The sequence below is a fragment of the Verminephrobacter eiseniae EF01-2 genome (genome assembly GCF_000015565.1).
Lineage (GTDB): Bacteria > Pseudomonadota > Gammaproteobacteria > Burkholderiales > Burkholderiaceae_C > Acidovorax > Acidovorax eiseniae.
In genome coordinates, this window is the sequence record NC_008786.1 from 1,355,065 (window position 1) to 1,381,525 (window position 26,461).

Sequence of the window (26,461 nt, forward strand, 5' to 3'; positions counted from 1 at the left end):
TGCCATTTTCAAGGAGCAACAGCGATGGGACAAAGTGTCGATCTGATGGGCGCTGACGGTTTCGTGCTGCCCGCCTGGGTGGCCACCCCCGCAGGCGCGCCCCGTGGCGCCGTGGTGCTGCTGCAGGAAATCTTTGGCGTGAACGCGCATATCCGCTCGGTGGCCGAGCGCTTTGCAGCCAGCGGCTATCTGGCCGTGGCGCCGGCGCTGTTCGCCCGCATCGAGCCCGCAGTCGAACTGGGCTATGGGCCTGAGGATATGCAGGCCGGCATGGCCTTGAAGGCGGCGGTCGAGGCGCTGCCCGCTGCGGGTGTGATGCCGGACATTCAGGCGGCCATCGACTACGCGGCGCAGCACAGTGGCCGCAAGGTGGGCATTCTGGGCTTTTGCTGGGGCGGCCTGCTCAGTTGGCGCGCGGCCTGTACGCTCCGGGGGCTGTCGGCGGCGGTGCCTTATTACGGCGGGGGGATGACCACGGCCGATGAAGTGGCGCGCAAGCCCCTGGTGCCCGTGCTGGCCCATTTCGGCGAGCGCGACCCCTGGATCGCGCTGGCTGGCGTGCAGGCCTTTGCCTTGGCCCACCCCGAAGTCGTGGTGCAAACCTATCCGGCCGACCATGGCTTCAACTGCGACCAGCGCGGCAGCTACCACGAGCCATCGGCCGTGACGGCGCATGACCGGACGCTGGCATTCCTGGGCCAGCACCTGGGCTGACACAGGCACGCGCCGCAGGCGCTGCGGCTGACACGCACGCGCGCCGCAAGGCGCTGCATGGACGGCAAGGCGCCGCATGGACGGCAAGGCGCCGCATGGGCAGCAGCGCGCCGCATGGCCCCGCAAGCGCTACATGCGCCCGCTGTCCAGCGCCTTGGCCAGCCGGTGCTCTATCGGCAAAGGCTCGCCCTGCAGGCGCGCAGCCAGCAGTTCGCCGCACAGCAGCGCCAGCGTCAGCCCGCGTGCCCCCATGGCACTGCAAACCCATAGCCCGGGCAAGGCGGCCGCATCGACCGGGCCGACGATCGGCAAACGGTCGGGCGCGGTGCAGCGCACGGCGGCCCAGGATTGGGCGGCCCGCGCCGACGCAGCAAGCCCGGCGTCGGCACGGGCCGCCGCGAAGGCGGACTCCAGTGGGGGCGCCATCCGGGGCAGCAGGGTTTGCAATCGGGCCCAGTGGCTGGCATGGGCGGCCTGCACATCGGCGGGCGCAGGCGGCATCTGCTCCACGCCGCGCTCAAAGGTGGCGCCCATCACCCAGGCGCAGGGGCCTTGCGCGTCGTCCCCCAACGGAAAGCGGGGAACCAGATGGCCATGGCCGTTCACCGGAAAGGGCAGCAGCGGCGCAGCCGGGTCCCCATGCAGGCCCCAGGACACCTGACCGCGCACCGGCTGCAAGGGCCAGCGATGTTCCAGCAGTTCCAGGCTGCCGGCGCCGGCAGCGATGACCACCGTGGGCGCTTGGGCCAGCACCCGGCCTTGCGCGTCCAGTGCCTGCCATGCCGTGGGGCCAGCGCCCGGCGCTTGGACGCGCCGCAGCCGCGCCACCCGGCAAGCGCCCTGCCAGCGAATGCCGGGCTGGGCCAGCAAGGCCGCCACCAGGCGTGCCGGGCGTATCCAGCCGGCCTGCGGGTGCCAGCAGACGCTGGCATTGGCGGGCAGGCCGGATTGGGCCAGCGCGCCGAGCGCTGCATGCGCAGCGCTTTGGCGCCCATCGGCGCCAGGCCCGTCGCTCCAGCGGGCAGGCAGGCCGGGGCTGGCGTCGGCGCGGTGCTCCAGCACACCGCAGTGGCTCCAGTCCAGGCCCTCGCGCAATCGCCAGCGGGCCTGCTCCAGCGTGCTGCGCACGCCGCTGCGCGACAGGCGCGAGAGCAGGTTGTCGTCGGCTGACACATGGGGCGCAAAGATGCCCGCCGGCAGGCCCGAGGCGCCTGCGGCAGGCGCTGCGGCCTGATCCAGCACGCGCAGTTGCCAGCCGCGCCGCGCCAGGCTGGCCGCAGTGGCGGCGCCGGCAATGCCGCCACCGATCACCATGCACTCGCCGGGTGTTGCCGGCGCTGCCGCGGGTCGCATGGTGCGCGGCTGCCAATGCGGTTGGTAGACGGCATGCAGCATGTCGCGCTGCGCGTCGCTGCCGGGCGCGGGGTGCAGCGTGAAACCGCATTGCACCAGCGCATCCCGCACGGTGCTGCACCGGCTGGCCAGCCGGGTGCCGCGCCGGCAGCAAGCCGCCACGGCCTTCAGACCCGGCAGGCCCGGCAGACCCGCAGGGGCGGGGTGGCGTTGGGGGCGCCAGTCCTGCGGCAAGTCATGCAGGTAGACCGAGTCCACCGTCAGCTGCTGGCGTTGCTGGCGCAGTTGCGCCTGCCAGTCGCCCAGGCACAGCGTGAGCAGCACATGGCCGTCGTCGAAGCGCAGGCGGTGCAGGCCCGGCAGCAGGCCCCACCACTGGCGCGAAAGCTCCTGCGCCAGCGGCGCAAGCCCGGGCCGGGCGCTGCCGGCCCGCAGCAGGTCAGCGGCGCTGACGGGTTGGGCCTCGGTCGCCACGAAGTGCAGCAGCACAGGCCGGTGTGGATCGGCGCGCCAAGCGGCCCAGGTCGCCAGGAAGTTCAGGCCAAAGCCGAACCCGGTCTCCAGAATGCGCCATTGCGGCAGCCCGGCCCAGGCCGCAGGCAGACCGCAACCATGCAGAAAATCCGGCACTTCACCGCGCTGCGTCACATGTCATTGCGTGCCGGGAAAAACGGTTCGGGGCCGCACCATTTTTCGCCGCGCCCCACGGCGCTACGCGCTGGGCGGGACGTAGCCCGCCGCAGCGTCTGCGCCACTGCCAAAAAAATGGTTTTCCATCTGACGGGCCAGGTATTGGCGCGCACGGGCGTCGGCCAGGTTCAGGCGGTTTTCATTGACCAGCATGGTCTGGTGCTTGAGCCAGCCCGCCCAAGCCTGTTTGCTCACGTTGGCCCAGATGCGTTGGCCCAGTTCTCCGGGGTAGGGAGGAAAGTCCAGGCCCTCGGCCTCCTTGCCGAGCTTGATGCATTGAACGGTACGTGCCATGGGGCTCCTTGCGGCGAGTGAAGGGGTTCACTCAGATGATTTTGATATAAACAACTGAAATTTCAGTCATTCCAGTTTTGAAGAGGGCCTTGCAGAATGCGTTTCGTCGCTGCTTCACAGCGCTTCATGCATCTGAAAAGGGCCTTTCCAATGAATTACCGCCGCGACTTTATCAAGTTTCCCCTGGCTGCCGCGCTGACGGGCAGCATGGCCTTGACGGCATGGCCGGCGTTTGCGCAGTCCGTGACGCTGCTCAATGTCTCGTATGACCCGACGCGCGAGCTGTATGTCGAATTCAACCAGGCGTTTGCCAAGTACTGGAAGGCCAAGACCGGGCAGGACGTGATTGTCAAGCAATCGCACGGCGGCTCCGGCAAGCAGGCGCGCTCCATCATCGATGGGCTGGGGGCCGATGTGGCCACGCTGGCGCTGGCCGGCGACACCGACGCGCTGCACAACCATGGCAACTGGATTCCGAAGGACTGGCAAAAGCGTTTGCCGCACAACAGCTCGCCCTACACATCGACCATCGTGCTGGTGGTGCGCCAGGGCAACCCGAAGGGCATCGAGGACTGGGATGACCTGGTGCGGCCCGGCATCGCGGTGATCACGCCCAATCCCAAGACCTCGGGGGGCGCGCGCTGGAACTACCTTGCGGCCTGGGAGTTTGCCCGGCGCAAGCTCGGCAGCGACGCGCAGGCCAAGGAGTTTGTCGCCAAGCTGTATCGCAATGTGCCGGTGCTCGACACCGGCGCCCGTGGTTCGACCATCAGTTTTGCCCAGCGCAACCAGGGCGATGTGCTGATTGCCTGGGAAAACGAGGCCTATCTGCTGGGCCAGGAATTCGGCCCCCGGTTCGACGTGATTGCGCCATCCATCTCCATCCTGGCAGAGCCGGCCGTGACCGTGGTCGACAAGAATGTAGACCAAAAGGGCACGCGGGCCGTGGCCGAGGAATATCTGCGGTTTCTCTACACCGAGCAAGGCCAGAACATCGTGGGCAAGCATTTTTACCGTCCGGCAGTTTCTGAAAAGGCCAAGGCCAAGTACGCCCGGCAGTTTGCCGATCTGAACCTGTTCACGATCGATGCCGCTTTCGGTGGCTGGGACAAGGCCGCCCGGGAGCATTTTGCCGACGGTGCGAGCTTCGACCAGATCTACACCAGCAAGTAGGCATCGATCCGCCGCAGCGGTTCAGCCGGAGCAGCTGCGGCACAGACGAGTGGATGGCCTGCGGCGCAGGGATGGTGCGAGCCAGGCCGCATCAGGCCAGGGCCAGATCGGTGTCCATCAGGGTCTGGCTGCCGGCGCGGACGCGGTGCAGCAGCGTCGCGGTCTCGGGGAACAGCCGGGCGAAATAAAAGCGTGCGGTCTGCAGCTTGGCCGGGTAGAACGGATCGGCATTGCCGGCCGCCATCTGGCGCAGCGCGACCTGGGCCATGCGGGCGAAAAAGTAGCCAAACACCAGATGGCCGGTGATGCGCAGGTAGTCGACTGCGGCAGCGCCCACTTCGTCGGGGTTTTGCAGGCCGCGCAAACCGATCTCGGTGGTCAGTGGGGTCAGTTGCTCGCCCAGTTCGACCAGGGGGGTGATGAACTCGGCCATGCTCCGGTTTGTGCCCGCCTCTTGCGCCAGTTGGCCCAGTAGCTGGCCGAACTTCTTGAGCGTGGCGCCGTTGTTGCCCAGCACCTTGCGGCCCAGCAGGTCCAGCGCCTGGATGGTGTTGGTGCCTTCGTAGATCATGTTGATGCGCGCGTCGCGCACATGCTGCTCCATGCCCGATTCCTTGATGTAGCCGTGGCCGCCAAAGACCTGCTGGCACAGCGTCGTGGCTTCATAGCCGTTGTCGGTGATGAAGGCTTTGACGATCGGTGTCAGCAGCGCCAGCATTTCGCTGCTGGCCTGGCGCACTTTTTCGTCGGGGTGCTGCTGCTCCTTGTCCAGCAGCAGTGCGCAGTAGCTCGACAGGGCGCGGCCGCCCTCGGCGTAGGCCTTGGCCGTGAGCAGCATCCTGCGCACATCGGGGTGCACGATGATCGGATCGGCCGGCAGATCCCGCGCCCGGGGGCCGGCCAGGCTGCGCATCTGCAGGCGCTCCTTGGCGTAGGCCAGCGCGTTCTGGTAGGCCACTTCGGTCAGGCCCAGCGACTGGTTGCCCACACCCAGACGGGCGGCGTTCATCATCACGAACATCGCGGCCAGGCCCTTGTGGGGCTGGCCCACCAGGCTGCCGCTGGCGCCGTCGAGCATGATCTGCGCCGTGGCATTGCCATGGATGCCCATCTTGTGCTCCAGGCCGGCGCAGTCGATCGCGTTGCGCTCGCCCAGGCTGCCGTCGGCGTGCACGATGAACTTGGGGCAGACGAACAGGCTGATGCCCTTGCTGCCCGCAGGCGCATCGGGCAGGCGGGCCAGCACCAGGTGGACGATGTTGCCGGCCATGTCATGCTCGCCGGCCGAGATGAAGATCTTGCTGCCGGTGATCTTGTAACTGCCGTCGGCCTGGGGTTCGGCCTTGGTGCGCAGCAGGCCCAGGTCGGTGCCGCAATGGGCCTCGGTCAGGCACATGGTGCCGGTCCAGGCGCCACTGGTGAGCTTGGGCAGGTAGATTTTCTTTTGCTCCGGCGTGCCATGCGCATGCAGGCAGGCATAGGCGCCATGCGAGAGGCCGGGGTACATGGTCCAGGCCTGGTTGGCTGCGTTCAGCATCTCGTAGAAGCACTGGTTGAGCACCAGCGGCAGGCCCTGGCCGCCGTAAGCCGGGTCGCAGGACAGCGCCGCCCAGCCGCCCTCGACATATTGGGCGTAGGCCTGCTTGAAGCCTGTTGGCGTGGTCACTGCATGGGTGGACGGGTTGTGTTGGCAGCCTTGTGCATCGCCACCGGTGTTCAGCGGGAAGGTCACTTCGGCTGCGAACCGGCCGCCGGCTGCGAGCACGGCGTCGATGGTCTGCGCATCCACTTCGGCATGCGCTGGCAGGGCCTTGAATTCATCACTGACCCCGAGCACTTCGTGCAGCACGAATTGCATGTCGCGCAGCGGCGGCGTATAGATGGGCATGGGTTTACTCCCGGTGGGTGGTGGAAACCTGGCGTGGCGCCTGGTCGGTTGCAGCGGGGGCCGCAGCGTCGGTCTGGGCGCCGTAGCGCGCCAGAATGTGGTGAAACCCCGCTTGGGCGCGCTCCGGAGCGCCCGGGGCCTGCAGGAAACGCGCCTCGTAGTGCAGCGCAAGAATGAGGCCGTGGATTTCAAACAGCATCTGCTCCTCCCGGGTGTCCGGGCGCAATTGGCCTGCCTCTTTGCACTGCTCTATCGCGCGCAGCATCGCGGTGTGCCAGGTCAGCACCGAATGCACCAGCGCGTCGCGCACGGGGCCGCTGCGGTCATCGAACTCGACCGCGCCACTGATGTAGATGCAGCCGGAGTCGATTTCGATCGAGCTGCGTTTCATCCAGTTGTCGAACAGCGCGCTCAGCCGGGCCACACCGCGCGGCGCGGACAGGGCGGGGTAGAACACCTCCTGCTCGAACCGTGTGTGGTACTCGCGGATGACGGAAATCTGCAACTCCTCGCGCGAGCCGAAATGGGCAAACACGCCCGACTTGCTCATGCCCGTGACATCGGCCAGCGCGCCGATCGACAGCCCTTCCAGCCCGATGTGCGTGGCCAGACCCAGGGCGGCATCGACGATCGCGGCCTTGGTTTGCTGGCCTTTTTGCAGGGCACGGTCGCCGCCGCCGCTGCTGCGCGCGCGCGGCAAGCGGGTGATCTGGCCGCCGGGCTGGTCGGTGCTCTGGTCTGGGTCGGTGGACATCGCGCATGAAAAAAAGAACGATCGTTCTATTTTGCCGCAAATCCGCTGCCGAACCACCACCTTCGGAAAAAAAGGCCAATGATTTGCACACTGCCCGCGTGCGCTCAATGGCTGCGGATCATGGTGCCGAAGGCTTGGTCGGTCAGGATTTCGAGCAGCATCGCATGCGGCACCCGGCCATCGATGATGTGCACGGCATGCACGCCCGCCTTGGCGGCATCGAGTGCGCCAGCTATCTTGGGCAACATGCCGCCGGAAATCGTGCCGTCGGCGAACAGCGCATCGATCTCGCGGGCCGTCAGATCGGTCAGCAGATTCCCCTTCTTGTCCAGCACGCCCGGCGTGTTGGTCAGCAGCACCAGTTTTTGCGCCTGCAGCACGGTGGCCAGTTTGCTGGCCACCACGTCGGCATTGATGTTGTAGCTCTCGTTGTTCTCGCCAAAGCCGATGGGGCTGATGACCGGGATGAAGGCATCGTCCTGCAGCGCCTTGACCACGCTGGGGTCTATGGACACGATGTCGCCCACTTGGCCGATGTCATGTTCGATGCTGGAATCCTTGCTGTCGACCATCTTGAGCTTTTGCGCGCGTATCATCGCGCCGTCGCGCCCGGTCAGCCCCACGGCCTTGCCGCCGGCCTGGTTGATCAGGCCCACGATGTCTTGCTGCACCTGGCCGGCGAGCACCCACTCGACCACCTCCATGGTCTCGGCGTCGGTCACGCGCATGCCCTGGATGAACACGCCCTTTTTGCCCAGGCGATTCAATGCCGTCTCGATCTGGGGCCCCCCGCCATGCACCACCACCGGGTTCATGCCGACCAGTTTGAGCAGCACCACATCTTCTGCAAAGTCGGCCTGCAACGCCGGGTCGGTCATCGCGTTGCCACCGTACTTGATGACCATGGTCTTGCCATGGAACCTGCGGATATAGGGCAACGCCCGGGCCAGGATTTCAGCCTGGTCGCGCGGGGCAATCGAAAGAGGGTCGGTCATGCAGGCCTGCGATCCGCAAAAAAACGGTAGGGCGCATTGTGCCGCATGCGCGTGGCGCTGCCTGCGCAGCGGGATGTTTGCGGCCCCGTCGGGGGTGCAAGCAAAAGAGTCGCCCGGCCCTGGAAAATGCCGCCGGCATGTTCAGCGGCGCAACCAGCGCGGCACCTTGAAGCGCACGATGGCCAGGTAGGCCAGCACATAGCTGATCACGAACAAGCCGCAAAACACCATCAACCCCGGGGTGTTGTTCCAAAACAGCACTGCGGGCATCACGGTGAGCAGCGTAAAGCCCCACAGATAGGGCGAGGTGCGGTTGTTGCGCATCAGCACCCGGCGTGACTCGTCATCGTGGAACACGCCGCGCACGATGCGGCGGTAGATCAGCTGATGAAAATGCAGCGCGTCGGCCACGCCGGGCGAGATGCCGCGAACGGCCTTCCTGTAGATCGAGAAAATCGTCTCCCAGACCGGATAAATCAACAGCAGCATCGGGAACCATGGCGACACATCGGCATTGCGCTGCACCAGCGAGATGCTGGCCAGGGCAATCGCCACGCCCCAGACATAGGCGCCACCATCGCCGGCAAACAGCATGCCATGCGGATAGTTCCAGATCAGAAACCCCCCGGTGGCGGCGGCGGTGGACATCAGCAGCGCGGCCAGCGCGCGGTCGCCCACCTGCATGGCCACATGGGCCAGGGCCAGACAGACGATCAGGGCGACCATGCCCGCCAAGCCGTTGTAGCCGTCGATGATGTTGAACGCATGTGGCAGGCCGGCGATGGCCAGCACCACGATGACAACGCCCAGCCATGGGGCGGAGGCCAGCAACGCATCCAGCCAGGGCCAGCCCAGACGGGGCAAGGTGAGATCGAGCAGCAGCACCGCCAACGCGCCGGACGTGCCGGTCAGGATCAGCCGATAGCGCACCGACAGGCGCTGCGTCATGTCCTCGGCAATACCCCCCAGCGCAGCGGGCAGCAAGACCAGCAGCCAGCCACCCACCCAGGTGTCCAAGCGCAGCGAGCCGGGATCACCCTGGGAGGACTGCCACATCCCCAGCCCCCAACTCATGGCCATGCCGATCAGCAATGCGGCCCCGCCGATGCGGGGGATGTCGCCCAGATGAAAGCGCTGCGGCATCGCATTGCCGTAGCGCGCCGCATGTTTGCGCCCCCATCGCACGATGAGCCCCGCAACCAGCGCCGCCACCAGAAAACCCACCACAGACAACAAGATCATGGGACATCGATCCTATCAGTGATGGCCCGGTCAGATGCAAGCAGCCGTTGCGCCTGCCTGTAGACGGGCGAGTTCCAGAGCCGCCAGAGGCTTTGCAGATGCCAGCACAGATGGTTCAGGCGCCGCCCGCTGGCCCGCTGGCCCGCATGCACCAGTTGCGCCGGCGCGCGTGCCAGCCTGAAACCGGCCAGGCGCAGACGCAGGCACAGGTCCACATCTTCGCAGTACATGAAGTAGCCCTCGTCAAACCCGTTGAGCGACTGCCACACCGGCTGCGGCAGCACCAAGCAGGCGGCGTTGACCCAATCCAGCCTTGTTTCAGGCAACCTGCGGGCGCGGCGGCGCCATAAGGCACGGGGCGTGGGCAATGCACGTTCACTGTCTTGCCGGCGGCCCTGGGCATCGATCTGCACCGGGTAGGCACAGCCAATGCCCGGCGCCGCTGCCAGTTGCACCAGCGCGGCAAAGGGGTCGCCGCAGGCCAGCGTGATATCCGGGTTCAGCACACAGACGCAAGGCTCGGTCGCTCCGGCCAGCGCCCGATTGTGGTTTGTGCCAAAGCCCACAGGCCGGGCATTGCCGCGAATCTGCAGCGCAAAAGGCCAGCCACCGGCGGGCGGCAAGGGCGGCGCCTCGGGCAAATTCAGCGTCAGCACCACACGCCGCACCGTGGCGCTGCTCAGCCGCGCCAAGTCGTCCAGCAGACGCTGCACCAGCGGCCCGTGGCCATGGCTGACCACCGAGACCACCAAGTCGCCCGGCAAAGGAGAAAAGCAGGTCTTGACACCCTCCCCCGCCCAAAGGGGGATTCCTGCGGTGCTACCCATGGGTTGCCTCAGTCACAGTCACTTCGGCGGGTTCCTGCTGCGCTACAGGCCGGTTCCGTCCAGGCCAGCGCCGTCCTCTCGACAGCCTCTCCACAGGCTGCAGCGCGGCGTCCCCGTGCCAATACCTTCATTACGCCGGCATGTCGCAACGGATGAACCGGGGCCTCTTCGAGCCATGGCGTTTCAGTGCCGTTGCGCCACGCGGTCAGGCGTTTTGCCAGCGCCGCGTCGCCGAGGAACCTGCGGCCCGCCGTGTAGCCGGTCTTTTGCAGCACTGGCGCGCCTCGTTGCAGACGAATCGGCAAGAACCGGCGAAGCAGCGCATCTTGCGCACTTGCCCGCCGTTGGGCGGGGTGGGTATTTGAACGCTTGGAGCCGCTGCATGGGCTTGAATGATACTGATACTTCGGCCCATGAACGCCGGGCAAACCATCGGCACGATCGACGGCCGGCGGGGGCACGGCCTGGATAGCGCCAAGAGCGTGCTTCAGTGGCGGTTTCAGAGGCGCATGCCGGACATGGAATCGGGCGAGAAGCACCATCCCATTGAAGCCGGCCAAGGTGTTGGAGCACTTTGCCAATCGACGGCCCTGCGCGCCTGGCATCGGGGTCTGCACTGGCGCACGCTCCATTGGGCACCAATGGGCGCGGTTGGACACGGTGTGGGCGCGCGCAATCATGGCCTGGGGTCACAGCGTGCGCTTCGACCCACGGCAAGGCGGCGCGCCCGTTGGTGGCCGGCCGCAAGACCGGCGCAACCGATGCGCGGGCGATCTGGCTGGCCGTGCAGCAGCCTGGGACGAACGCAGTGGGTTGGCCGAAATGACGAAAGCCCCGCACTGCGGGGCTTTCCATTTGGCGCCGCATCTCTCGGCTTGTTAGCGTCCAGAGCGCATATCCCAGTGAGATATCCGGTTGCCAGTGTAACCTGATTCGCCACATCTGCTACAACCACCCCCGTCAATCAATGCATGAGAGGTACCAATGAACAAGGCCGTCGCTTATCGCCTGGCGCTGGATCTGGGATCGACTTCGCTGGGATGGGCTATTTTTCGGCTGAATGAGGCGCGTGAGCCTACGGCCATCATCAGGGCGGGGGTTCGCATCTTCAGCGATGGTCGCAATGCCAACAGCGAGCCGCTGGCAGTCCACCGCCGCGTGGCCCGCGCCATGCGCCGGCGCCGGGACCGTTTGCTCAAGCGCAAAAAACGCATGCACGATCAACTGGTGCAGCATGGCTTTTTTCCTGCCGAGGTGGCCGAGCGCAAGGAACTGGAGCGGCTGAACCCCTACCAGTTGCGCGCCAAGGGCTTGCATGAGGCCCTGACCCCGGGCGAGTTTGCCCGGGCGCTGTTCCACATCAACCAGCGCCGGGGTTTCAAAAGCAACCGCAAGACCGATCGCAAGGACAATGACAGTGGCGCGCTCAAGCAAGCCATTAGCGAACTGCGCAAGCGCATCCAGGACAGCGACTGCGCCACGGCAGGCGAGTGGTTCTGGAAGGAGCGCATGCAGCAAAAGCCCGAGGGCGTGCGCGGCCAATGGGTGCGGGCACGCTACCGTAAAACGCCTTCCACCACTGACGAGGGTAAAAAGCGCATCGGCTATGACCTGTATGTGGACCGCGCCATGGTTGAACAGGAGTTTGATGCGCTGTGGGCCGCGCAAGCGGCGTTGCAGCCTGGCTTGTTCACCGAAGCGGCGCGTGCGGAATTGAAAGACACGCTGCTGTACCAACGCGATCTGCGCCCTGTCAAGCCTGGCCGCTGCACGCTGCTGCCTGCAGAAGAACGCGCCCCGCTGGCCTTGCCCAGCACGCAGCGCTTTCGCATCCTGCAAGAGGTGAACAATCTGCGTCTCCTGGACGAAGCACTGCGCGAAGTGCCACTGAACCTGGCGCAGCGTGATGCAGTGGTGAGCGCGCTGGAGGGCAAGAAAGAACTGAGCTTTGCGGCAATACGCAAGTTGCTCACGCTCTCGGGCAAGTTCAACCTGGAAGACGAAAAGCGCGCCGAACTCAAAGGCAACGCCACCAGCGTCATACTGGCCCGCAAGGACTTGTTTGGCGACGCTTGGGCGGGGTTTGACGCAGCCGTGCAAGACGAGATCGTTTGGCGACTGGTCAGTCAGGAGAGCGAGGGCGCCTTGATCGCCTGGTTGCAGCAACACACGGGGGTGGATGGGGTGTGCGCTGAGGCCATCGTCAACACCCGTTTGCCCGATGGCTATGGCCGCCTGAGCCGCAAGGCCTTGGAGCGCATCGTGCCTGCGTTGCAGCGCGAGGTTTGCACCTACGACAAGGCCGTGCAGGCAGCCGGTTTTGCGCACCATAGCGACCTGGGTTTTGACTTTGATTACGCCGAGGATGAGGTGCAGCAGGTGGGCGAACACACCATCGCATCAACTGGCGAGGTGCAAGCGCAGTACGCTTTCAAGCAACTGCCGTACTACGGCAAGGCCCTGCAGCGCCATGTGGCCTTTGGCAGTGGCGATGCCAAAGACCATGAGGAAAAGTGCTACGGCAAGATCGCCAACCCCACGGTACACATCGGGCTGAACCAGGTGCGCACCGTGGTCAATGCGCTGATCCGCCGCTATGGTCACCCCACCGAAGTGGTGGTGGAGCTGGCGCGTGACTTGAAGCAAAGTCGCGAGCAAAAGCAGCAGACGCAGCGCGAACAGGCTGACAACCAGAAGCGCAACGAGGACATTCGTAAGCGCATTGCTCCAATCCTGGAAACCAGTCCCGAGCGTGTGCGCGACCGTGATATCAAAAAATGGATCTTGTGGGAAGAACTGAACAAAAAGGATATCGCTGACCGTCACTGTCCCTACAGCGGCGAACGGATCAGCGCCACTATGCTACTTAGCGAAGCGGTGGAAATCGAGCATATCCTGCCGTTTTCGAGAACGCTGGACGACAGCCTGAACAACCGCACCGTGGCCATGCGCCGGGCCAATCGCATCAAGGGCGACCGCACCCCTTGGGAGGCGCGGGCTGACTTTGAAGCCCAGGGTTGGCGCTATGAAGCCATCTTGCAACGCGCCGAGGGCATGCCGCCGCGCAAGCGCTACCGATTTGCGGAAGATGGCTACCAGCGCTGGTTGGGCAAGGACCGGAACTTTCTGGCCCGTGCGCTCAATGACACGAGCTACCTCTCGCGGCTGGCTGCCAACTATTTGCGGCTGGTGTGTCCGCAAGGGGTGCGGGTGATTCCGGGGCAGATGACGGACAAGCTGCGCGGCAAGTTCGGGTTGAACTCTGTGCTGGGTTTGGACGGCAAAAAAAACCGCAACGACCACCGCCATCATGCGGTCGATGCCTGCGTGATCGGCGTGACCGACCAGGGCCTGATGCAGCGCTTTGCCAACGCCAGCAAACAAGCCCGTGAAAATGGCTTGACCCGGCTGGTGCAAGACATGCTCTTGCCTTGGTGGCCCAGCTACTACGACCATGTGGAGCGTGCAGTGCGCCATATCCGGGTCAGTCACCGGCCAGACCATGGCTTTGAGGGGGCGATGATGAAAGGGACCGCCCACGGCATTCGCGAGGACGGCATCCGCGAGGACGGCAGAATCAAGCAACGCCCCAAGGCCAAAGGTAGCGCGGACCACAAGACCATCACCCTCATTCCTATTGACGAGCCTCGCCAACTCGCCCGCCATGGCGTGGATGCAGAAGGCAAGCCCCTGCCGTACAAGGGCTATGCGAGTGGTAGCAACTATTGCATCGAGATCACGAAGAACGGCAAGGGCAAGTGGGAGGGGCAGGTGATCTCGACGTTTGATGCCTATCGCATCAAGGCCGCTGCCGATGCGGCGGCGCGTGCCGGGCAGGTGATCTCGACGGTTGAAGCCGATTCCATCGTGCGGAAATCAGGCTGGGAGCGTCTGCGCGGCGCGCAGAGCCAAAACGGGCAGCCGCTGGTGATGCGCTTGGTGATTGGGGATAGTGTCAGGATGGAAGTCGATGGGCGCGATGAGGTGATGCGTGTTGTGAAAATGAGCGGGAAAGAGATGGTTTTTGCGCCTGTGCGTGAAGCAAACGTGGATAAACGCAATAACATGCCGGACGAGCAGGATCCATTTACTTACACCTACAAACGTGCTGACCAACTGCGCAAAGCCAAGGCCCGCCAAGTCACCATCTCCCCCATAGGCGAACTGCGCGACCCAGGCTTCAAAGGCTGACGGCGATGATAGGCCGCACCGTGGAAATCGCAGACGACCGGCGGCACCTGTTTGTCAATCGCGGTTTCATGGTGATCAAGGACACCGAGGGCGAGCGCAAGGAACTGGGGCAAGTGCCGCTGGACGACATTGCGGCGGTCATCGCCAATGCGCATGGCCTCACCTACACGAACAATCTGCTGGTGGCCCTGGCCGAACGCGGCGCCCCCTTCGTGCTGTGCGGCCCCAACCACAACGCCGTGGGCATGCTGTTGCCACTCGACGGCCACCATGTGCAGGCCAAGCGCATAGAGGCGCAGATCGCAGCCGGCCTGCCCATGCACAAGCGCCTGTGGGCAGCCGTGGTCAAGTCCAAACTGGAACAACAGGCCGCAGCACTGGAGGCTGTGGCCGCACCCACGGCGCCGCTACAGGCCCTGGTCGCCAAAGTGAGAAGCGGCGACCCGGAGAATATCGAAGGACAAGGTGCGCGCCGCTACTGGGGGCTGCTGTTTGGCGCGGAGTTTCGGCGCGACCAGAGCGGCGACGGCTTGAATGCGCTGCTGAACTACGGCTACACCATCGTGCGCTCTGCCTGCGCCCGCGCGGTGGTGGCTGCCGGCCTGCACCCCAGCATTGGGCTGCACCACAGCAACGACGCCAACGCCATGCGGCTGGTGGACGATTTGATGGAGCCTTTTCGCCCCATCGTGGACCTGAAGGTATGGCAGTTGCACAAGGCGGGCGAATCGCACGTCACGCCAGACACCAAGCGCGCCCTGGTGCGCGTGCTGTATGACGACATGCAGACAGCGGCAGGGGTGACGCCGGTGATGGTGTGCATGCAGCGCCTGGCGACATCGCTGGCGCAGGTGTACCTGGGCGAACGCGCCAAACTGGATTTGCCCTTGCCGGGGCTGCCGCTGGCGCTGGCTGGCAGCTTCGAGCCAGATTGATCCCCTTGCCAGCCGCGCCATGTTGTCCGGGTACCGACTTATGTGGATGCTGGTGATGTTCGATTTGCCGGTGGTAGAAAAAGCCGAGCGCCAAGCGGCCACGCAGTTTCGCAACGCGCTGCTCGACATGGGCTTCGAGATGAGCCAGTTCAGCGTGTACATGCGCTTTTGCGCCAGCCAGACCCAAGTGGACACCCTGTGCCGCACAGTGGAGCGCGCCTTGCCTTCCGGCGGCAAAGTGCATATCTTTCAGTTCACAGACAAGCAATACGAACGCGCCATCACCTACCGCGGACGTAGCAGGCAACCCACGCAAAAAGCGCCGGATCAGTTCGACCTTTTTTAGACCATGAGGCGACTTTCCTGTCCTCGGAAGACGAAAATTTCCTTAAGAATCAATCGGTTAGCGCATTGAGATTGTAGCTCACTGGGATATGCGCACTGGCCGGAACGGCATTAGCAAGTACATCAAACAAGGAGTTATTGTAGCTCACTGGGATATGCGCACTGGCCGGAACGAGATTCAATCCAACGTGTTGTGCGCTGCGATTGTAGCTCACTGGGATATGCGCACTGGCCGGAACAAGGCCAGGGCCGACCTTGACGGTTCCGCATTGTAGCTCACTGGGATATGCGCACTGGCCGGAACCAGAAGGGTCAATTTGATTAATCCATCAAAATTGTAGCTCACTGGGATATGCGCACTGGCCGGAACCTGCTCCTGCTCCAGTGGTCGATGCCGCGTATTGTAGCTCACTGGGATATGCGCACTGGCCGGAACGCGTTTCCATGCCATATCGGCCTCGGCCTGATTGTAGCTCACTGGGATATGCGCACTGGCCGGAACGACATGACGCTAAAAGCCCGGCTTGCGTCTATTGTAGCTCACTGGGATATGCGCACTGGCCGGAACATTTCACCCCATGGGAAAAGTTCATTTTAAATTGTAGCTCACTGGGATATGCGCACTGGCCGGAACCATGACTTGTGCCCATGACGCCTGCAGATCATTGTAGCTCACTGGGATATGCGCACTGGCCGGAACGCAAGCTGAACAAGGCCGGCGACACTGCCAATTGTAGCTCACTGGGATATGCGCACTGGCCGGAACGTGAATTCTTACCATGGTGAACCAGTGTGCACGGTCCACAACACCGCTTCCAAAAATAGCTGATGGTCCTGTGCGGTCGCACCAGGATCGCCGAGTTTACCCAGTAGAATAACGCAGGCAATTTCTCCCATTGGTCATCGCGTAATCGTTTTCCGATTTCTTGCATCTTCGGTACCTATTCATTCAGATACCGGGCATAAACATATTCCATTGATTGTTGACAAATTCTGCCCTGTGGTAGTGGCGCCTGGGTGGCGGCTACCTTGGCGCTGCGGCGCTGCGTGCCAGACCATGCAGTGCTTGCAGCAACTGCACCACATCCTCCGCCCGGTTGCGGTGTCTCACCGGGTGCCTGCGCCGCGTGCGTCAGGACGGGGCACGGTGACGGCCAGGCGCACCAGCGGGGCGTAGGCGGCGCGATGTCTGGCCACGGCCAGCGCGCCCACGGTCTCACTGTGGTGACCGCCCGTCAGACCGACAAGCGGCTCTTGGCCGGGCGGCCGATGTTGCGCCAGTGATGCGCGCTCATTTTCAGCCCGCTCTCGGTGGCCGCAGCGCCATCACTGCCGTAGAACGCATGGCCCAGACCCGTGAGCGCGCCCAGGCGCTCCGACAACTGCGCCACCGGCGCATGTGTGAAGCCGGCGAGCATCACATGGTCGAGTGGCGCCAACTGCTCGGCCAGTGCGGCCTTGACATGGGGGTGGTTGTGGCCGAACAGATTCACCCACCAAGAGCTGATGCCGTCCAGATAACGCCCCGGCCATCGGTGTCGCACAGCCAAGACCCCTGCGCACGGGCAATGGCCACGGGCGGCTGCGCTTCGTGCCGCTTCATCTGCGTGTCGGGCACCATACATGGGCCAGGCTGCGGTCGTGTTCCTGCCGCATGAGGATGACCTGCCTGCGTGCCGGGTGCCATATATGGGCCAGGCTGCGGGTGGCCAGAGCGTCATGGGCGCGGGCCATTGGGGGTGTCGCACATCTCACGGCGCCTGCGTGGAGGCCGGCAAATCCAGCGTGCAGCCGTCACCCAAGGCCTCGCGCCAGACCCGCACGCGGCTGGCGCGCCAACGTAGCTCGTCGGGCAGGGCACGGGCGATGAAGACGCACAGGTTCTCCAATGTCGGTGGGCCCAGGCCGGGCACATCGTCGAGCATGTGGTGGTCGAGCTGTGCGCGCACCCGCTCCAGGCCCTGGCGTAGCAGTCCCAGGTCCAGCACCATGCCGGTGGCCGGGTCGCAAGCTCCGGTGAGCGCGACCTCGGCGTGGTAAGTGTGGCCGTGAACGCGGCGGCTGCCTTCGGCCTCGATCTCGCGGCGCAAGGTGTGGGCCGCATCAAAGAAAAAACGCTGGGAAATCGTGTGCTGCATGGGTAAAACCGGGCCAGGCGGGTGGCGAGTTTAGTCTGAAGTTCCCCCGGCCTTCCCCGCGCCTGCCCAGCGGCCCTCATCCGTTCCTGCTTGGCGACCATGCACGAGCCAAGGCGCCTTGTTTGGTGATGTGCTCCCCCTCTTTGCCGGGCTTGCCGTTTCAGCCTTGCTGTGGTGGATGGGCCGGGCCGTGGGTCCGGGGGGCTGTGCAGTTATTCCCTTCCCCAATCATTCGTGCACTTCGTCGGCTTCGCTTGCCGTACATTCGTACTGCCTGCGCTTCGCCTTCGCGTTCACGAACGATTTGGAAATGGAATTACGCCTTGGACGCCCATTCCCTGGCTACTTTTCGCGCATCGATTTCCGCATTCGCTTTTGTCTTGGCGAAGTCGGTATTCACGACGGTTGGCGCGACATGAATATGCGCGACCGATTGAACCCCGATGAATTTGAGCCAGTCATCCACATAAGGGGTGGAAAAGTCTGATCCGAAACCCGCTGCTATTGCAGCGTGGTACACGCCGCTGGCGTGTATGACGAGGGCTTTTTTCCCATGCAGCAAGCCCGAATACCCTTTTTCGACATCGAATCCAAATGCCCATCCGGGTTGGGTAACGACATCGATGAACTGTTTCAGTTTATACGGAATCCCGTTGTTCCATAGCGGGGTGTTGAAAATGTACGCGTCTGCGCGGGCGAAGCGATCGAAAATTTGTTTCATCTCTTCCCAGACTTTTGTTTGTGCGCTACTGAAGCCGCTGCCGGAGAACAGTGCCATCTTGGCGCCCACGGCAAGTCCGTCGAATTCCGGCAGTTTGTCATCAAACAGATTGAATGTGTCGAGCTCCAATTGCGTATGGTTGCGCACCTCCGCAATGAAGGTGTTGGCCATTTTCAGGGATTCGCTGTTTTCGCCGCGTGTCGAGGCGTTGATATGCAGTAATTTCATGGGTGCTTCCATTGGTGAACGGGGATGCGAAAAATTCGCGGTGATCCATCGTGGTACCCAATGGCACTGGCCATCGGCGTACCCATGCGGCTTCGTTGCACCCATTGGGTGAAGCCGTCCCTTGCTTGGCCTGTGCAACTTTTTCCATGTGGGTACGCCTCTTTTTTTCTCAAGGATTTTTTTGAGCGGAAGTCCGGGCCTGCCCGTCGCATTGGCCCATCCCTGGCCCATTCCCCGTCAACGGTTTGGCCACCCGCCCCTGATGGCCGGCCGCGGGTGCCCGCAAGGCCGCCCGGGGCTATTGCTATTGCGTTCCCAGCGGCACCAGCAGCGCGCGCAGTGCCTGGACTTCGGCGGGCTTGAGGTCGGACAGCGGTGGGCGGCGCACCGGGCCGGCGCCGTGGCCGACCAATGTGGCGCCCGCCTTCACGATGGCCACCGCATAGCCCTGGCCCTGGTTGCGCAGGGCGATGTAGGGCAGGAAGAAGTCGCGTATCAGGCGCTCGCAAACATGGGCCACCAAGCCTTCCTGGCTGGCTTCGGTCAGGTAATGGGGCAGCAGCAAGATGCCCTGCGCGCCCAGGCGCTCGGCTTCCTGTGCGTAGCCGACGGCCAAGGTGCCGCCGCCGGCATCGGCATCGGCATCGGCATCGGCAATGATGGGGGTGCGGCCACGGCAGCGTTCGACGGCCACTTGCACCACGGCGCCAAATTCCTGCGGCGTCAGTGAGAAGAACTCGCCGGTGCCAGCGGCTGCAAACGGCGCCGAGGCCCCGTAGGGCTGTAGCCATTCCAGGCGTTCGGTGTAGGGCTTGGGGGCAAAACGCAGTTCGCTGTCGAAGTCGGTCAACGCGAACGAGAGCAGGCCGGCTTGCAGCACGCTTTTGAGTTCTTGCGGGGTCATGGGCAGGGCGCTGAAGGCCGGCTGGCGGGGCCTGATCGGGTGGTTGAGTCATCGTACGACGACGCCCGTCGCAAAACCCTGCGGGGGACTACGGGCTGTTGGCCAGGTGGCCATCGCGGATGCGCTCGTCCGGGGTGTCGAGAGCAGTCCCAAGGCCAGGGTACGGGGTCTGCGGTGTGGCGCGATGTCGGTGCTCGTCTTGGTGTCGTTCCGGGCGGTGGATGGGCCAAAAGGAGTTGGGCTATTCGGTTGTGCTGCGCCGTTCGTAGGTTATATTGCGCCGTTCGTCATACGGCTATTGACAGCGACTGACGATAATCTCCCTCCTGCATCATGTCCAATCATGTCCATCACGCAGTCGCGCCACTGCAGCAAGAACCCTGGGCTTGACCATGTCCTGTTATCCGACTTCCATTCACTTTAAACGTTTGTTGCTGACCGGCGCCGCCGGGGTGCTCGGGCGTCAGCTGCGCCCGCGCCTGAAAGCCCATTGCTGCCTGCTGCGCGTTTCGGACATTGCCGACCTGGGCAGCGCCGCGCCGGGCGAGGAACTGCACCCGGCCCGTCTGGAAGATGCCGACGCGATGTCGCGCCTGCTCGAAGGGGTTCAGGCCGTGGTGCATCTGGGCGGCGTGTCGACCGAGCAGCCCTGGGAGGCCATCTTGCAGGCGAACATCATCGGTGCATACAACCTGTACGAGGCGGCCCGCAAGCAGGCCGTCCCGCGCGTGGTGTTTGCCAGTTCCAACCATGTGACCGGCTTTTACCGGCGCGACCAGGTGGTGGGCCTGGATGATCCGGCCCGTCCGGATGGGCTGTACGGCCTGTCCAAGACTTTCGGCGAAGACCTCGCGCGGTTGTACTTCGACCGGTACGGCATCGAGACCGTTTGCCTGCGCATCGGCTCGGCGCTGCCCGAGCCGCACGACCGCCGCACGCTGGCCACCTGGATCAGTTACGACGACCTGGAGCGTTTGGTCGTCGCCAGCCTGACTGCGCCGATGGTAGGGCACAGCATCATCTATGGTGTCGGCGACAACGCCGTCGGCTGGTGGGACAACCACCTGGCCCGCCACATCGGCTACCAGCCGCAAGACAGCTCCGAGCGTTTCCGCTCCCGGATCGAGTCCTCCGAGCCGCCGCCCGATATGACCGACCCGGCCACGATCTACCAGGGTGGCATTTTCGTTCGCAGCGGCCCGCTTGCGAAATGAGCCTGGCGCTGCGGGTCTGCTGCTGTCAGAGCAGCGCATCCGAAGTGGGCAAAAGCCCGGTGTGGCGCGTGCCGGAACAAGCGCTTTTTCTGGATCGACACTGAACGACGCGCGCTGCACCGGAGGTCGTTGCCGGTGCCTCAGGTCCATCGTTTCAGTCGTTGGCAAGCGCCGGGCGCTTGGTCTGGCTGGGGCGGAGAGCCTGGCCATGGCCTGCGCGCCGGCTTTCCCGCTGTGCTTGACCGATTTGATCTTGCCCGATCTGATCTTGCCCGATCTGATCCCGGGCCGTGGCTGACTTCGATCAGCCCATGCGCCGGCCGGTCTGCCGGTCGAACAGGTGCACATTCCCGATGTTGACCCGCAGCCCCACGGTCTGCCCGGGCCGGGCGTCAACGCGGCCGTGCATCAGCAGCACCAGTTTGTCTTGGCCCACCTGCACCAGCAGTTCGGTCTCGGCGCCGGTGGGCTCGACCACCACCACTTGCGCGTCAACGTGCGCGTCAGCGCCGCTGCCTGCCGCAGCAAGCGTGATGTCGCCCGGCCGGATGCCGTAGTGCACGGCTTGCCCGTCCGTCGCCGGCAGGTCTGCGGGCACGGGCCAGCGTGCGCCCTGCGCCTGAACATGGCAGCCCGTGTCCGCGCGCTGCCACTGGCCCTCGATCACGTTCATCGACGGCGAGCCAATGAACTGCGCCACGAACAGGTTATCGGGCCGGTCGTACAGGTCGAGCGGCGTGCCGATCTGCTCGACGACGCCGTCGTGCAGCACGACGATGCGGTCGGCCATGGTCATGGCTTCGATCTGGTCGTGCGTCACATAGACCGTGGTGGTTTTCAGCCGCTGGTGCAGCGCCTTGATCTCGGCGCGCATCGCCACGCGCAGCTTGGCGTCCAGATTGGACAGTGGCTCGTCGAACAAAAACACCTTCGGGTCGCGCACGATGGCGCGCCCCATGGCCACGCGCTGGCGCTGGCCGCCCGACAGCTCGCGCGGATAGCGTCCGAGCAAGGTGTCGAGGTTGAGAATCTTTGCGGCCCGCGCCACGCGCTCGTCGATCTCCGACTTGTCGACCTTGCGCAGACGCAGGCCAAAGCCCATGTTCTGGCCTACCGTCATGTGCGGATAAAGCGCATAGCTCTGAAACACCATCGCGATGTCGCGGTCCTTCGATTCGAGGTCGTTGACCACGCGCTCGTCGATCATGATCTGGCCGCCGCTGATGTCTTCAAGCCCTGCGAGCATGCGCAGCAGGGTCGACTTGCCGCAGCCCGAAGGCCCGACCAGCACCACGAACTCGCCGTCGGCAATGTCCAGGCTCAGATCCTGGATGATCTGGACCTTGCCGAAGGATTTGCGGATGTTGCGAAAAGATACGGTCGCCATGGGATGTCCCTCGATTGATTCAGCTCTTGACGGCGCCGGCCGTGAGGCCGCCGACCATGTAGCGCTTGAAGGCGTAGTAGATCGCCGCAGGCGGCAAGGCATAGATCAGGCCCGTGGCCATCAACAACTCCCATGGTGAATCGTCGGCCGACAGGAAGTTGCCCAGCGCCACGGCCAGTGTCATGCTCTTGTCGTTGGACAGCAGCAGGAAGGCATAGAGGTACTCGTTCCATGCCAACAACAGCGCATAGGTGCCCACCGCCACCAGTGACGGCACCATCAGCGGCAGATACACCAGGCGCAACAGTTGCAGCGGCGATGCGCCGTCGATGCGCGCGGCCTCGTCAAGCTCATATGGCAGCTTGTCGGAAGCCTGCTTGAGCACCCAGATGCAGTACGGCGAGGCGATCGTCACCATCGCCAATATCAGCGCCCACCGGCTGCCCAGCAGTCCGTAGTTGCCCATCGTCTTGTACATCGGCACCGCCAGGAAGGCGGCGGGAATGAAGTACGTGAGCAGCGCCAGGTTCATCACGATGCGCCCGCCCCTGAATTGCAGCCGGCTGATCGCGAACGCGGCCGTGGTTGCCACGAAGAGCGTCAAAGCGCCCACCGTCAGCGCGATCAGCAACGAGTTGCCCAGTTGCCGCCAGAAGTGGTCGAGGTGGAAATGCTGCTGCAGGAACACGATGCGAAAGTTGTCCAGCGTCGGGTTCTCGGGCCACAGATGGCCCGAGGTGGCGGAATCCTTGGCCGAAATCGCAAACAGCACCATGTGATAGACCGGGACCAGCGTCCACAGCAGCACCGGGATGCCGATCAGCAGCAGTCGGGCCTCGGTCACTGCGGCCCGGAGGGTCCAGCGTTTCATTTCGAGAGCCTCTTCATCATGAAGTACACCAGAGGCAAGACCAGAGGCAACGCCACCACGATCGACGCCATCGACAGGCCGACCTGGTCGAGCCGCAGGTAACGGATGCCGAGTGTGGCCAGCACCTGCGTCAAGTCCGCAGGGCCGCCGCCGGTCAGCAGATAGACGCTGTTGAAGTCGCCCAGGGTCCAGATCATCGACAAGATGGTCGAGGTGATGTAGAGCGTCTTGAGCGCCGGCCAGCTCACGAAGCGAAACTTCTGCCACGACGAGGCGCCGTCGACCGACGCGGCCTCGTACTGCTCCGAAGCAATCGCCAGCCGCCCCGCCACGAGAATCAGCGTCCAGAACGGCAGCGACTTCCACACATGCACCACCATCGCCAAGCTCAGTGCCAGCGCGGGGTCATTGAGCCAGTTCGGCCCGTCAGCGCCGGTCAGCCGGAAGATGGTGCTGTTGATCACGCCCCACTCGGGGTTGAGCATGAAGCGGATCGACAAGATGGTCGGAATCGACGGCATCGCCCAGGGCAGGATGAAAATCGCCGAAACGATCTTGATCCACCAGCGCGACTGCACGAAAAAGCCCGAGAGCAGCAACGCCATGAGCATTTTCAGGTTGATCGCCACGGCCAGGAAAATGGCCGTGTTGATCACCGAGCGCAAGAAAATCGGGTCTTCGACCAGTTGCACATAGCTTTGCGGATGGCGCGCCAGCCACAGTCCATACCCCACCGGGTAGAGCACGAACACCACGAACACCAGCAGGTAGGGCACGACCATCACCGCGCCCCAGAACTGCCAGCGCGCGTGCCGCGCCCCAGGATCGGCAACAGGCGCCACGGGTGGCGCCGCAGTGACGCTGCTCATATGCGGATGCAGGCAATGCCATGGCGGCGGCTTACTGCGCCACCACCGTCTTGATGCGCGCGATCATTTCGTCGACCGCCTGGCCCACAGGCAACTTGTCGGTGACGATGCGGTTGACCGCCTTGGCCCAGACGTTCTCGTTGTTCAGCACGGTGAATCTGTAGTTCTTGGTGAACTCGAAGGTCACGGTGCCGGCGGCGAACTGGTTGAGCACCGACAGCCGATGCGGATCGGCCTTCCAGAACTCGCTCGCCTGCCCGGCCCGGGTCACCGGGAACCAGCGGCCCAGCGCACCTTCGACATAGGGAGTGAGGTTTTCTTCTTCCAGCAAGAAGGAGACGAACTCCTTGGCGCGCGCCTTGTTCTTGGCGTCCTTGAACACCACGCCGGTCTTCACCGCAGCGCGGTAGACCATCTTGCTGCCGTCAGGCTTGTCGGGAAAACCGGCCGTGTGGATGCGCTCGGTGTAGTTCTTGCGCGCTTGCTCGCGTTGCTCGGGTGTCAGCGCAGCGTTGTTCCAGTCGTCGAGCCATTTGCCGGCGATCGAGATGGTTGCGTTGTGCGTCATCACGATCGTCTTGTTGTGAAAAGCAACGTTGTTGTCCGGGTCCTTCCAACTCGTCGATGACGGCGGCGTGCAACCCTTCAGGTAGGGCATGGCGTAGTCGGTCAAGGCGTTGATCAGGCCAGTGCGCACCTGGGGATCGTCGACCAGCAGCTTGCCGTTGTCATCGACCAGTTTGACGTTGTGGGCGTCCATGAAGGTCAGGAACGAAAAGAAGCTATCGGTCGAATCCACGCCCATCGGCTGGCCGATGCCGAAAACGCGCTTGCCCGTCTTGCGGCGGCTGGCGGGCTGCACCTTCTCGCACCAGAACGACCAGTAGTCCTTCCACTGGGTGGGGATGTCGGACGCCTTGAACCCGGCCTCGTCGAGCATGTCGTTCCAGTACTCGATATGCATCGTCTGCTGCTTGAGCGGGAACGCGTAGTACGCCTTCTTTTTCGTTTGGTCGCTGTAGAGGTACGTGGTCTCTATCGTGTTGGGCGCAAAGCGCTCCTTGATCGGCATCAGCACGCTGCCGATGTCCTCGAGCTTGCCGTCGTGGGCCCACTTGCCGGCGACCTGGAAGTCGAACGAGTCGGCGTAGGCCACATCGGGCGGATTGCCTGAATCGAGCGCGGACACAGTCTTGGGAATCATGTCCTGGATCGGGTACTGCGACAGCTCGATCTTCACGTTCTTGTTTTTCTCCTCGAACTTCCTGATGGCGGCATTCAGCGCGTCGTCCTCCGACTTGTAGAAGCCCTTGACCCACCAGACGGTGAGTTTTTCCTGCGCCACGGCCGGACCTGCCAGCGCCCCCCAACCCAGTACAGCCAGCATCGGCCCGATCAGCGACTTGGCGAGTTTCATCATTGCCTCCTTTTCTTTTTGGTGAGAATGCCCAGGACGCCGAGCATAACCTGCGCAAGCATAGCCTATGCGCGCATGAACCGTTGCAAAGCTGCAAACAGCGCGTAAACATGAAACACACTTCGTATCCCGCCTGCGGCCTGGCGCATCGTGGGAGACGCACAGCGGGGGCGTGACCGACGCATGAAGCGGATCGACGAGATGGCCGAAATCGACGGCACCGCCCAGCGCAGGATGAAAGTCGCCGAAACGATCTCGACCCTCGACCCGCCAGTGCGACGGCATGGAAAAGCCCGCAAGCAGCAACGCCACGAGCGGCCAGCGCGCGTGCCACGCTCCGGGATCGGCGGGATCGGCGACAGGTGCCAGGGGTGGCACAGCGGTGACGGCGCTCGAGCGGATGCAATGCCATGGCGGCGGCTTGCTGCGTCGCCACCGTCTCGATGCGCGCGCTGCGGATCGGGCATGAAGATAACGATGTCCTTGCTCAGCCGATGGTGGAAACGGAACATCAGCACGGTCCCGCCGCCCCAAGGTCCAGAACGGATCCTCGATCCCACCGTACCGGCTGATTTCGTCGATCAGCGCCAGCGCTCGTGGGAACAGCTTCTCCCAGGGAGCGCCGGGCAGCGACCCGGACTTCATGCCCACGGTGCCCGCCGGTGCACGGACAAGGATTCGGCCAGCTTCGCCACGCTGCGCCAGATCTGCCGCGATGGCAGGTCAGGTGCGCGCGCGAAGCCGTCCCCTCCACGGCCATCACGACGATGGGCACGGGCGTTTCGTCGAGCAAATGGCTCAGGTACGGGGCGAATGGGGCGGCATGTCGCCGCTCGCCAGGGCCTGCTCGAGCGCCTCGGGGGCCAGTTCATGCGCATAGCTGGCTGATCCGCAAGGATCGCTTTGCACGGAGCGTGGTGGCGCCTGCCCAGACTGCGTGATGATGCCGGAGACATCGTGCGTTGCCGGCAACAAGCTCCTTTCGCGGTCAGTCCTGCGCTCCATTGGTGGCCGGCCTCGTCTCGATAAGCGAGGCGCGCCGATTCGCGGCTACCTGGACATGGTCAAAACGTAGGTCCGCGATGGCAACACAGAAACTGACCGCGTTCGAGCAGGCCGTCTTGGCCGGCCTGGCTGACCGATGACGAGCGTCTCACGACGCCCGTTCAACCGGTAGTCATAGCGAAAGCTGATGTTCCCCGTACGCAGGACCGTCACGTACAGGCCTTGCTGGTCGGCGACCTGGCGACCTTGTAGACCTTCTCGGCTGCCTTCAGCGTCCATAACTGCTGGTCAGTAAGCATCCTTTTC

Annotated in this window: 22 protein-coding genes, 1 pseudogene and 1 CRISPR repeat array; of the genes and pseudogenes, 6 read left to right on the forward strand and 17 right to left on the reverse strand. The window is 64.0% G+C overall.

Going from position 1 to position 26,461, the window contains the following annotated elements; all coding sequences use genetic code 11:
* Positions 1-24 precede the first annotated feature (24 nt).
* Positions 25-714: a dienelactone hydrolase family protein gene (locus VEIS_RS05965; protein ID WP_011809001.1), complete on the forward strand. Its 690-nt coding sequence runs from the start codon at positions 25-27 to the stop codon at positions 712-714.
* Positions 715-843: 129 nt separating this feature from the next.
* Here the strand turns inward: VEIS_RS05965 and VEIS_RS05970 are convergent, their stop codons facing one another.
* Positions 844-2,715, reverse strand: a complete 1,872-nt coding sequence (locus VEIS_RS05970; RefSeq protein ID WP_011809002.1) for a bifunctional tRNA (5-methylaminomethyl-2-thiouridine)(34)-methyltransferase MnmD/FAD-dependent 5-carboxymethylaminomethyl-2-thiouridine(34) oxidoreductase MnmC — start codon at positions 2,713-2,715, stop codon at positions 844-846.
* Between the two features lie 63 nt (positions 2,716-2,778).
* Positions 2,779-3,051: an oxidative damage protection protein gene (locus tag VEIS_RS05975; protein ID WP_011809003.1), complete on the reverse strand. Its 273-nt coding sequence runs from the start codon at positions 3,049-3,051 to the stop codon at positions 2,779-2,781.
* Between the two features lie 150 nt (positions 3,052-3,201).
* On the opposite strand from VEIS_RS05975, the gene VEIS_RS05980 reads away from it, so the two are divergent.
* On the forward strand, positions 3,202-4,224 hold the full coding sequence (locus tag VEIS_RS05980) for a sulfate ABC transporter substrate-binding protein (RefSeq protein ID WP_041949841.1): 1,023 nt from the start codon (positions 3,202-3,204) through the stop codon (positions 4,222-4,224).
* Between the two features lie 91 nt (positions 4,225-4,315).
* Here VEIS_RS05980 and VEIS_RS05985 read toward each other — a convergent pair whose 3' ends face one another.
* The 5 genes from VEIS_RS05985 to VEIS_RS06005 all read right to left on the reverse strand — a co-directional run bounded on the left by VEIS_RS05985 (position 4,316) and on the right by VEIS_RS06005 (position 9,930).
* Complete coding sequence (locus tag VEIS_RS05985; RefSeq protein WP_011809005.1) at positions 4,316-6,112, reverse strand: acyl-CoA dehydrogenase C-terminal domain-containing protein; 1,797 nt, start codon at positions 6,110-6,112, stop codon at positions 4,316-4,318.
* A 4-nt stretch (positions 6,113-6,116) separates the two neighbouring features.
* Positions 6,117-6,866 (reverse strand): TetR/AcrR family transcriptional regulator, encoded by a 750-nt coding sequence (locus tag VEIS_RS05990; RefSeq protein ID WP_083758576.1) that lies wholly within the window; start codon positions 6,864-6,866, stop codon positions 6,117-6,119.
* A gap of 104 nt (positions 6,867-6,970) precedes the next feature.
* Positions 6,971-7,861, reverse strand: a complete 891-nt coding sequence (gene argB / locus VEIS_RS05995; protein WP_011809007.1) for an acetylglutamate kinase — start codon at positions 7,859-7,861, stop codon at positions 6,971-6,973.
* Between the two features lie 141 nt (positions 7,862-8,002).
* Complete coding sequence (locus VEIS_RS06000; RefSeq protein WP_011809008.1) at positions 8,003-9,103, reverse strand: glycosyltransferase family 4 protein; 1,101 nt, start codon at positions 9,101-9,103, stop codon at positions 8,003-8,005.
* Positions 9,100-9,930: a glycosyltransferase family protein gene (locus tag VEIS_RS06005; RefSeq protein ID WP_011809009.1), complete on the reverse strand. Its 831-nt coding sequence runs from the start codon at positions 9,928-9,930 to the stop codon at positions 9,100-9,102. The genes VEIS_RS06000 and VEIS_RS06005 overlap by 4 nt, the downstream gene beginning before the upstream one ends.
* A 984-nt stretch (positions 9,931-10,914) precedes the next feature.
* Here VEIS_RS06005 and cas9 point away from each other — a divergent pair.
* Genes cas9 through cas2 form a run of 3 tightly spaced genes read left to right on the forward strand, consistent with a single transcriptional unit; the run spans position 10,915 to position 15,402 of the window.
* Positions 10,915-14,121: a type II CRISPR RNA-guided endonuclease Cas9 gene (cas9, locus tag VEIS_RS06010; RefSeq protein ID WP_011809011.1), complete on the forward strand. Its 3,207-nt coding sequence runs from the start codon at positions 10,915-10,917 to the stop codon at positions 14,119-14,121.
* Positions 14,122-14,126: 5 nt separating this feature from the next.
* A complete protein-coding gene (gene cas1 / locus VEIS_RS06015; RefSeq protein ID WP_011809012.1) occupies positions 14,127-15,056 on the forward strand; it encodes a type II CRISPR-associated endonuclease Cas1 in 930 nt (309 codons plus the stop codon).
* A 19-nt stretch (positions 15,057-15,075) separates the two neighbouring features.
* Positions 15,076-15,402: a CRISPR-associated endonuclease Cas2 gene (cas2, locus tag VEIS_RS06020; protein WP_198137962.1), complete on the forward strand. Its 327-nt coding sequence runs from the start codon at positions 15,076-15,078 to the stop codon at positions 15,400-15,402.
* A gap of 70 nt (positions 15,403-15,472) precedes the next feature.
* Positions 15,473-16,167: a CRISPR direct-repeat array (repeat unit 36 nt; unit sequence ATTGTAGCTCACTGGGATATGCGCACTGGCCGGAAC).
* A 469-nt stretch (positions 16,168-16,636) separates the two neighbouring features.
* Here the strand turns inward: cas2 and VEIS_RS31490 are convergent.
* The 4 genes from VEIS_RS31490 to VEIS_RS06040 form a co-directional block, all read right to left on the reverse strand.
* Positions 16,637-16,894, reverse strand: coding sequence for an aminotransferase class III-fold pyridoxal phosphate-dependent enzyme (locus VEIS_RS31490; RefSeq protein ID WP_407831839.1), 258 nt, complete (start codon positions 16,892-16,894; stop codon positions 16,637-16,639).
* Positions 16,895-17,152: 258 nt separating this feature from the next.
* On the reverse strand, positions 17,153-17,539 hold the full coding sequence (locus VEIS_RS06030) for a 6-carboxytetrahydropterin synthase (protein ID WP_011809015.1): 387 nt from the start codon (positions 17,537-17,539) through the stop codon (positions 17,153-17,155).
* A gap of 316 nt (positions 17,540-17,855) precedes the next feature.
* The gene (locus tag VEIS_RS06035; RefSeq protein ID WP_011809016.1) at positions 17,856-18,488 is read right to left on the reverse strand and encodes an FMN-dependent NADH-azoreductase; all 633 of its coding nucleotides are present in this window, start codon (positions 18,486-18,488) and stop codon (positions 17,856-17,858) included.
* Positions 18,489-18,792: 304 nt separating this feature from the next.
* Positions 18,793-19,392, reverse strand: coding sequence for a dihydrodipicolinate synthase family protein (locus VEIS_RS06040; protein WP_011809017.1), 600 nt, complete (start codon positions 19,390-19,392; stop codon positions 18,793-18,795).
* A 392-nt stretch (positions 19,393-19,784) separates the two neighbouring features.
* Here VEIS_RS06040 and VEIS_RS06045 point away from each other — a divergent pair, with 392 nt between their 5' ends.
* Positions 19,785-20,606, forward strand: a complete 822-nt coding sequence (locus VEIS_RS06045) for an NAD-dependent epimerase/dehydratase family protein (RefSeq protein ID WP_011809018.1) — start codon at positions 19,785-19,787, stop codon at positions 20,604-20,606.
* A 304-nt stretch (positions 20,607-20,910) separates the two neighbouring features.
* On the opposite strand, the gene VEIS_RS06050 is transcribed toward VEIS_RS06045, so the two are convergent.
* The 6 genes and pseudogenes from VEIS_RS06050 to VEIS_RS30310 all read right to left on the reverse strand — a co-directional run.
* On the reverse strand, positions 20,911-21,993 hold the full coding sequence (locus VEIS_RS06050; protein ID WP_011809020.1) for an ABC transporter ATP-binding protein: 1,083 nt from the start codon (positions 21,991-21,993) through the stop codon (positions 20,911-20,913).
* Between the two features lie 19 nt (positions 21,994-22,012).
* A complete protein-coding gene (locus VEIS_RS06055) occupies positions 22,013-22,864 on the reverse strand; it encodes a carbohydrate ABC transporter permease (RefSeq protein ID WP_011809021.1) in 852 nt (283 codons plus the stop codon).
* Positions 22,861-23,733 carry a carbohydrate ABC transporter permease gene (locus VEIS_RS06060; protein ID WP_041949842.1) on the reverse strand — a complete coding sequence of 291 codons (873 nt, stop codon included), beginning with the start codon at positions 23,731-23,733 and terminating at the stop codon, positions 22,861-22,863. The genes VEIS_RS06055 and VEIS_RS06060 overlap by 4 nt, the downstream gene beginning before the upstream one ends.
* Positions 23,734-23,764: 31 nt before the next feature.
* Positions 23,765-25,150 (reverse strand): ABC transporter substrate-binding protein, encoded by a 1,386-nt coding sequence (locus VEIS_RS06065; protein WP_011809023.1) that lies wholly within the window; start codon positions 25,148-25,150, stop codon positions 23,765-23,767.
* Positions 25,151-25,948: 798 nt separating this feature from the next.
* The gene (locus VEIS_RS30305; protein WP_232287858.1) at positions 25,949-26,155 is read right to left on the reverse strand and encodes a hypothetical protein; all 207 of its coding nucleotides are present in this window, start codon (positions 26,153-26,155) and stop codon (positions 25,949-25,951) included.
* A 123-nt stretch (positions 26,156-26,278) separates the two neighbouring features.
* Positions 26,279-26,454 (reverse strand): annotated as a pseudogene (locus VEIS_RS30310) (Arm DNA-binding domain-containing protein); the annotation flags it as partial.
* Positions 26,455-26,461: the final 7 nt, after the last annotated feature.

What these genes read in the sequence shown, in the direction of transcription:
- VEIS_RS06050 (WP_011809020.1), bottom strand. Translation starts at nt 21,993, where the DNA reads ATGGCGACCGTATCTTTTCGCAACATCCGCAAATCCTTCGGCAAGGTC.
- VEIS_RS06065 (WP_011809023.1), bottom strand. Translation starts at nt 25,150, where the DNA reads ATGAAACTCGCCAAGTCGCTGATCGGGCCGATGCTGGCTGTACTGGGT.
- VEIS_RS06055 (WP_011809021.1), bottom strand. Translation starts at nt 22,864, where the DNA reads ATGAAACGCTGGACCCTCCGGGCCGCAGTGACCGAGGCCCGACTGCTG.
- VEIS_RS06030 (WP_011809015.1), bottom strand. Translation starts at nt 17,539, where the DNA reads ATGCAGCACACGATTTCCCAGCGTTTTTTCTTTGATGCGGCCCACACC.
- VEIS_RS06005 (WP_011809009.1), bottom strand. Translation starts at nt 9,930, where the DNA reads ATGGGTAGCACCGCAGGAATCCCCCTTTGGGCGGGGGAGGGTGTCAAG.
- VEIS_RS06045 (WP_011809018.1), top strand. Translation starts at nt 19,785, where the DNA reads ATGTCCTGTTATCCGACTTCCATTCACTTTAAACGTTTGTTGCTGACC.
- argB (WP_011809007.1), bottom strand. Translation starts at nt 7,861, where the DNA reads ATGACCGACCCTCTTTCGATTGCCCCGCGCGACCAGGCTGAAATCCTG.
- VEIS_RS05985 (WP_011809005.1), bottom strand. Translation starts at nt 6,112, where the DNA reads ATGCCCATCTATACGCCGCCGCTGCGCGACATGCAATTCGTGCTGCAC.
- VEIS_RS06000 (WP_011809008.1), bottom strand. Translation starts at nt 9,103, where the DNA reads ATGATCTTGTTGTCTGTGGTGGGTTTTCTGGTGGCGGCGCTGGTTGCG.
- cas2 (WP_198137962.1), top strand. Translation starts at nt 15,076, where the DNA reads ATGTTGTCCGGGTACCGACTTATGTGGATGCTGGTGATGTTCGATTTG.
- cas9 (WP_011809011.1), top strand. Translation starts at nt 10,915, where the DNA reads ATGAACAAGGCCGTCGCTTATCGCCTGGCGCTGGATCTGGGATCGACT.
- VEIS_RS06040 (WP_011809017.1), bottom strand. Translation starts at nt 19,392, where the DNA reads ATGACCCCGCAAGAACTCAAAAGCGTGCTGCAAGCCGGCCTGCTCTCG.
- VEIS_RS30305 (WP_232287858.1), bottom strand. Translation starts at nt 26,155, where the DNA reads ATGGAGCGCAGGACTGACCGCGAAAGGAGCTTGTTGCCGGCAACGCAC.
- VEIS_RS05965 (WP_011809001.1), top strand. Translation starts at nt 25, where the DNA reads ATGGGACAAAGTGTCGATCTGATGGGCGCTGACGGTTTCGTGCTGCCC.
- cas1 (WP_011809012.1), top strand. Translation starts at nt 14,127, where the DNA reads ATGATAGGCCGCACCGTGGAAATCGCAGACGACCGGCGGCACCTGTTT.
- VEIS_RS05990 (WP_083758576.1), bottom strand. Translation starts at nt 6,866, where the DNA reads ATGTCCACCGACCCAGACCAGAGCACCGACCAGCCCGGCGGCCAGATC.
- VEIS_RS06035 (WP_011809016.1), bottom strand. Translation starts at nt 18,488, where the DNA reads ATGAAATTACTGCATATCAACGCCTCGACACGCGGCGAAAACAGCGAA.
- VEIS_RS05980 (WP_041949841.1), top strand. Translation starts at nt 3,202, where the DNA reads ATGAATTACCGCCGCGACTTTATCAAGTTTCCCCTGGCTGCCGCGCTG.
- VEIS_RS05975 (WP_011809003.1), bottom strand. Translation starts at nt 3,051, where the DNA reads ATGGCACGTACCGTTCAATGCATCAAGCTCGGCAAGGAGGCCGAGGGC.
- VEIS_RS06060 (WP_041949842.1), bottom strand. Translation starts at nt 23,733, where the DNA reads ATGAGCAGCGTCACTGCGGCGCCACCCGTGGCGCCTGTTGCCGATCCT.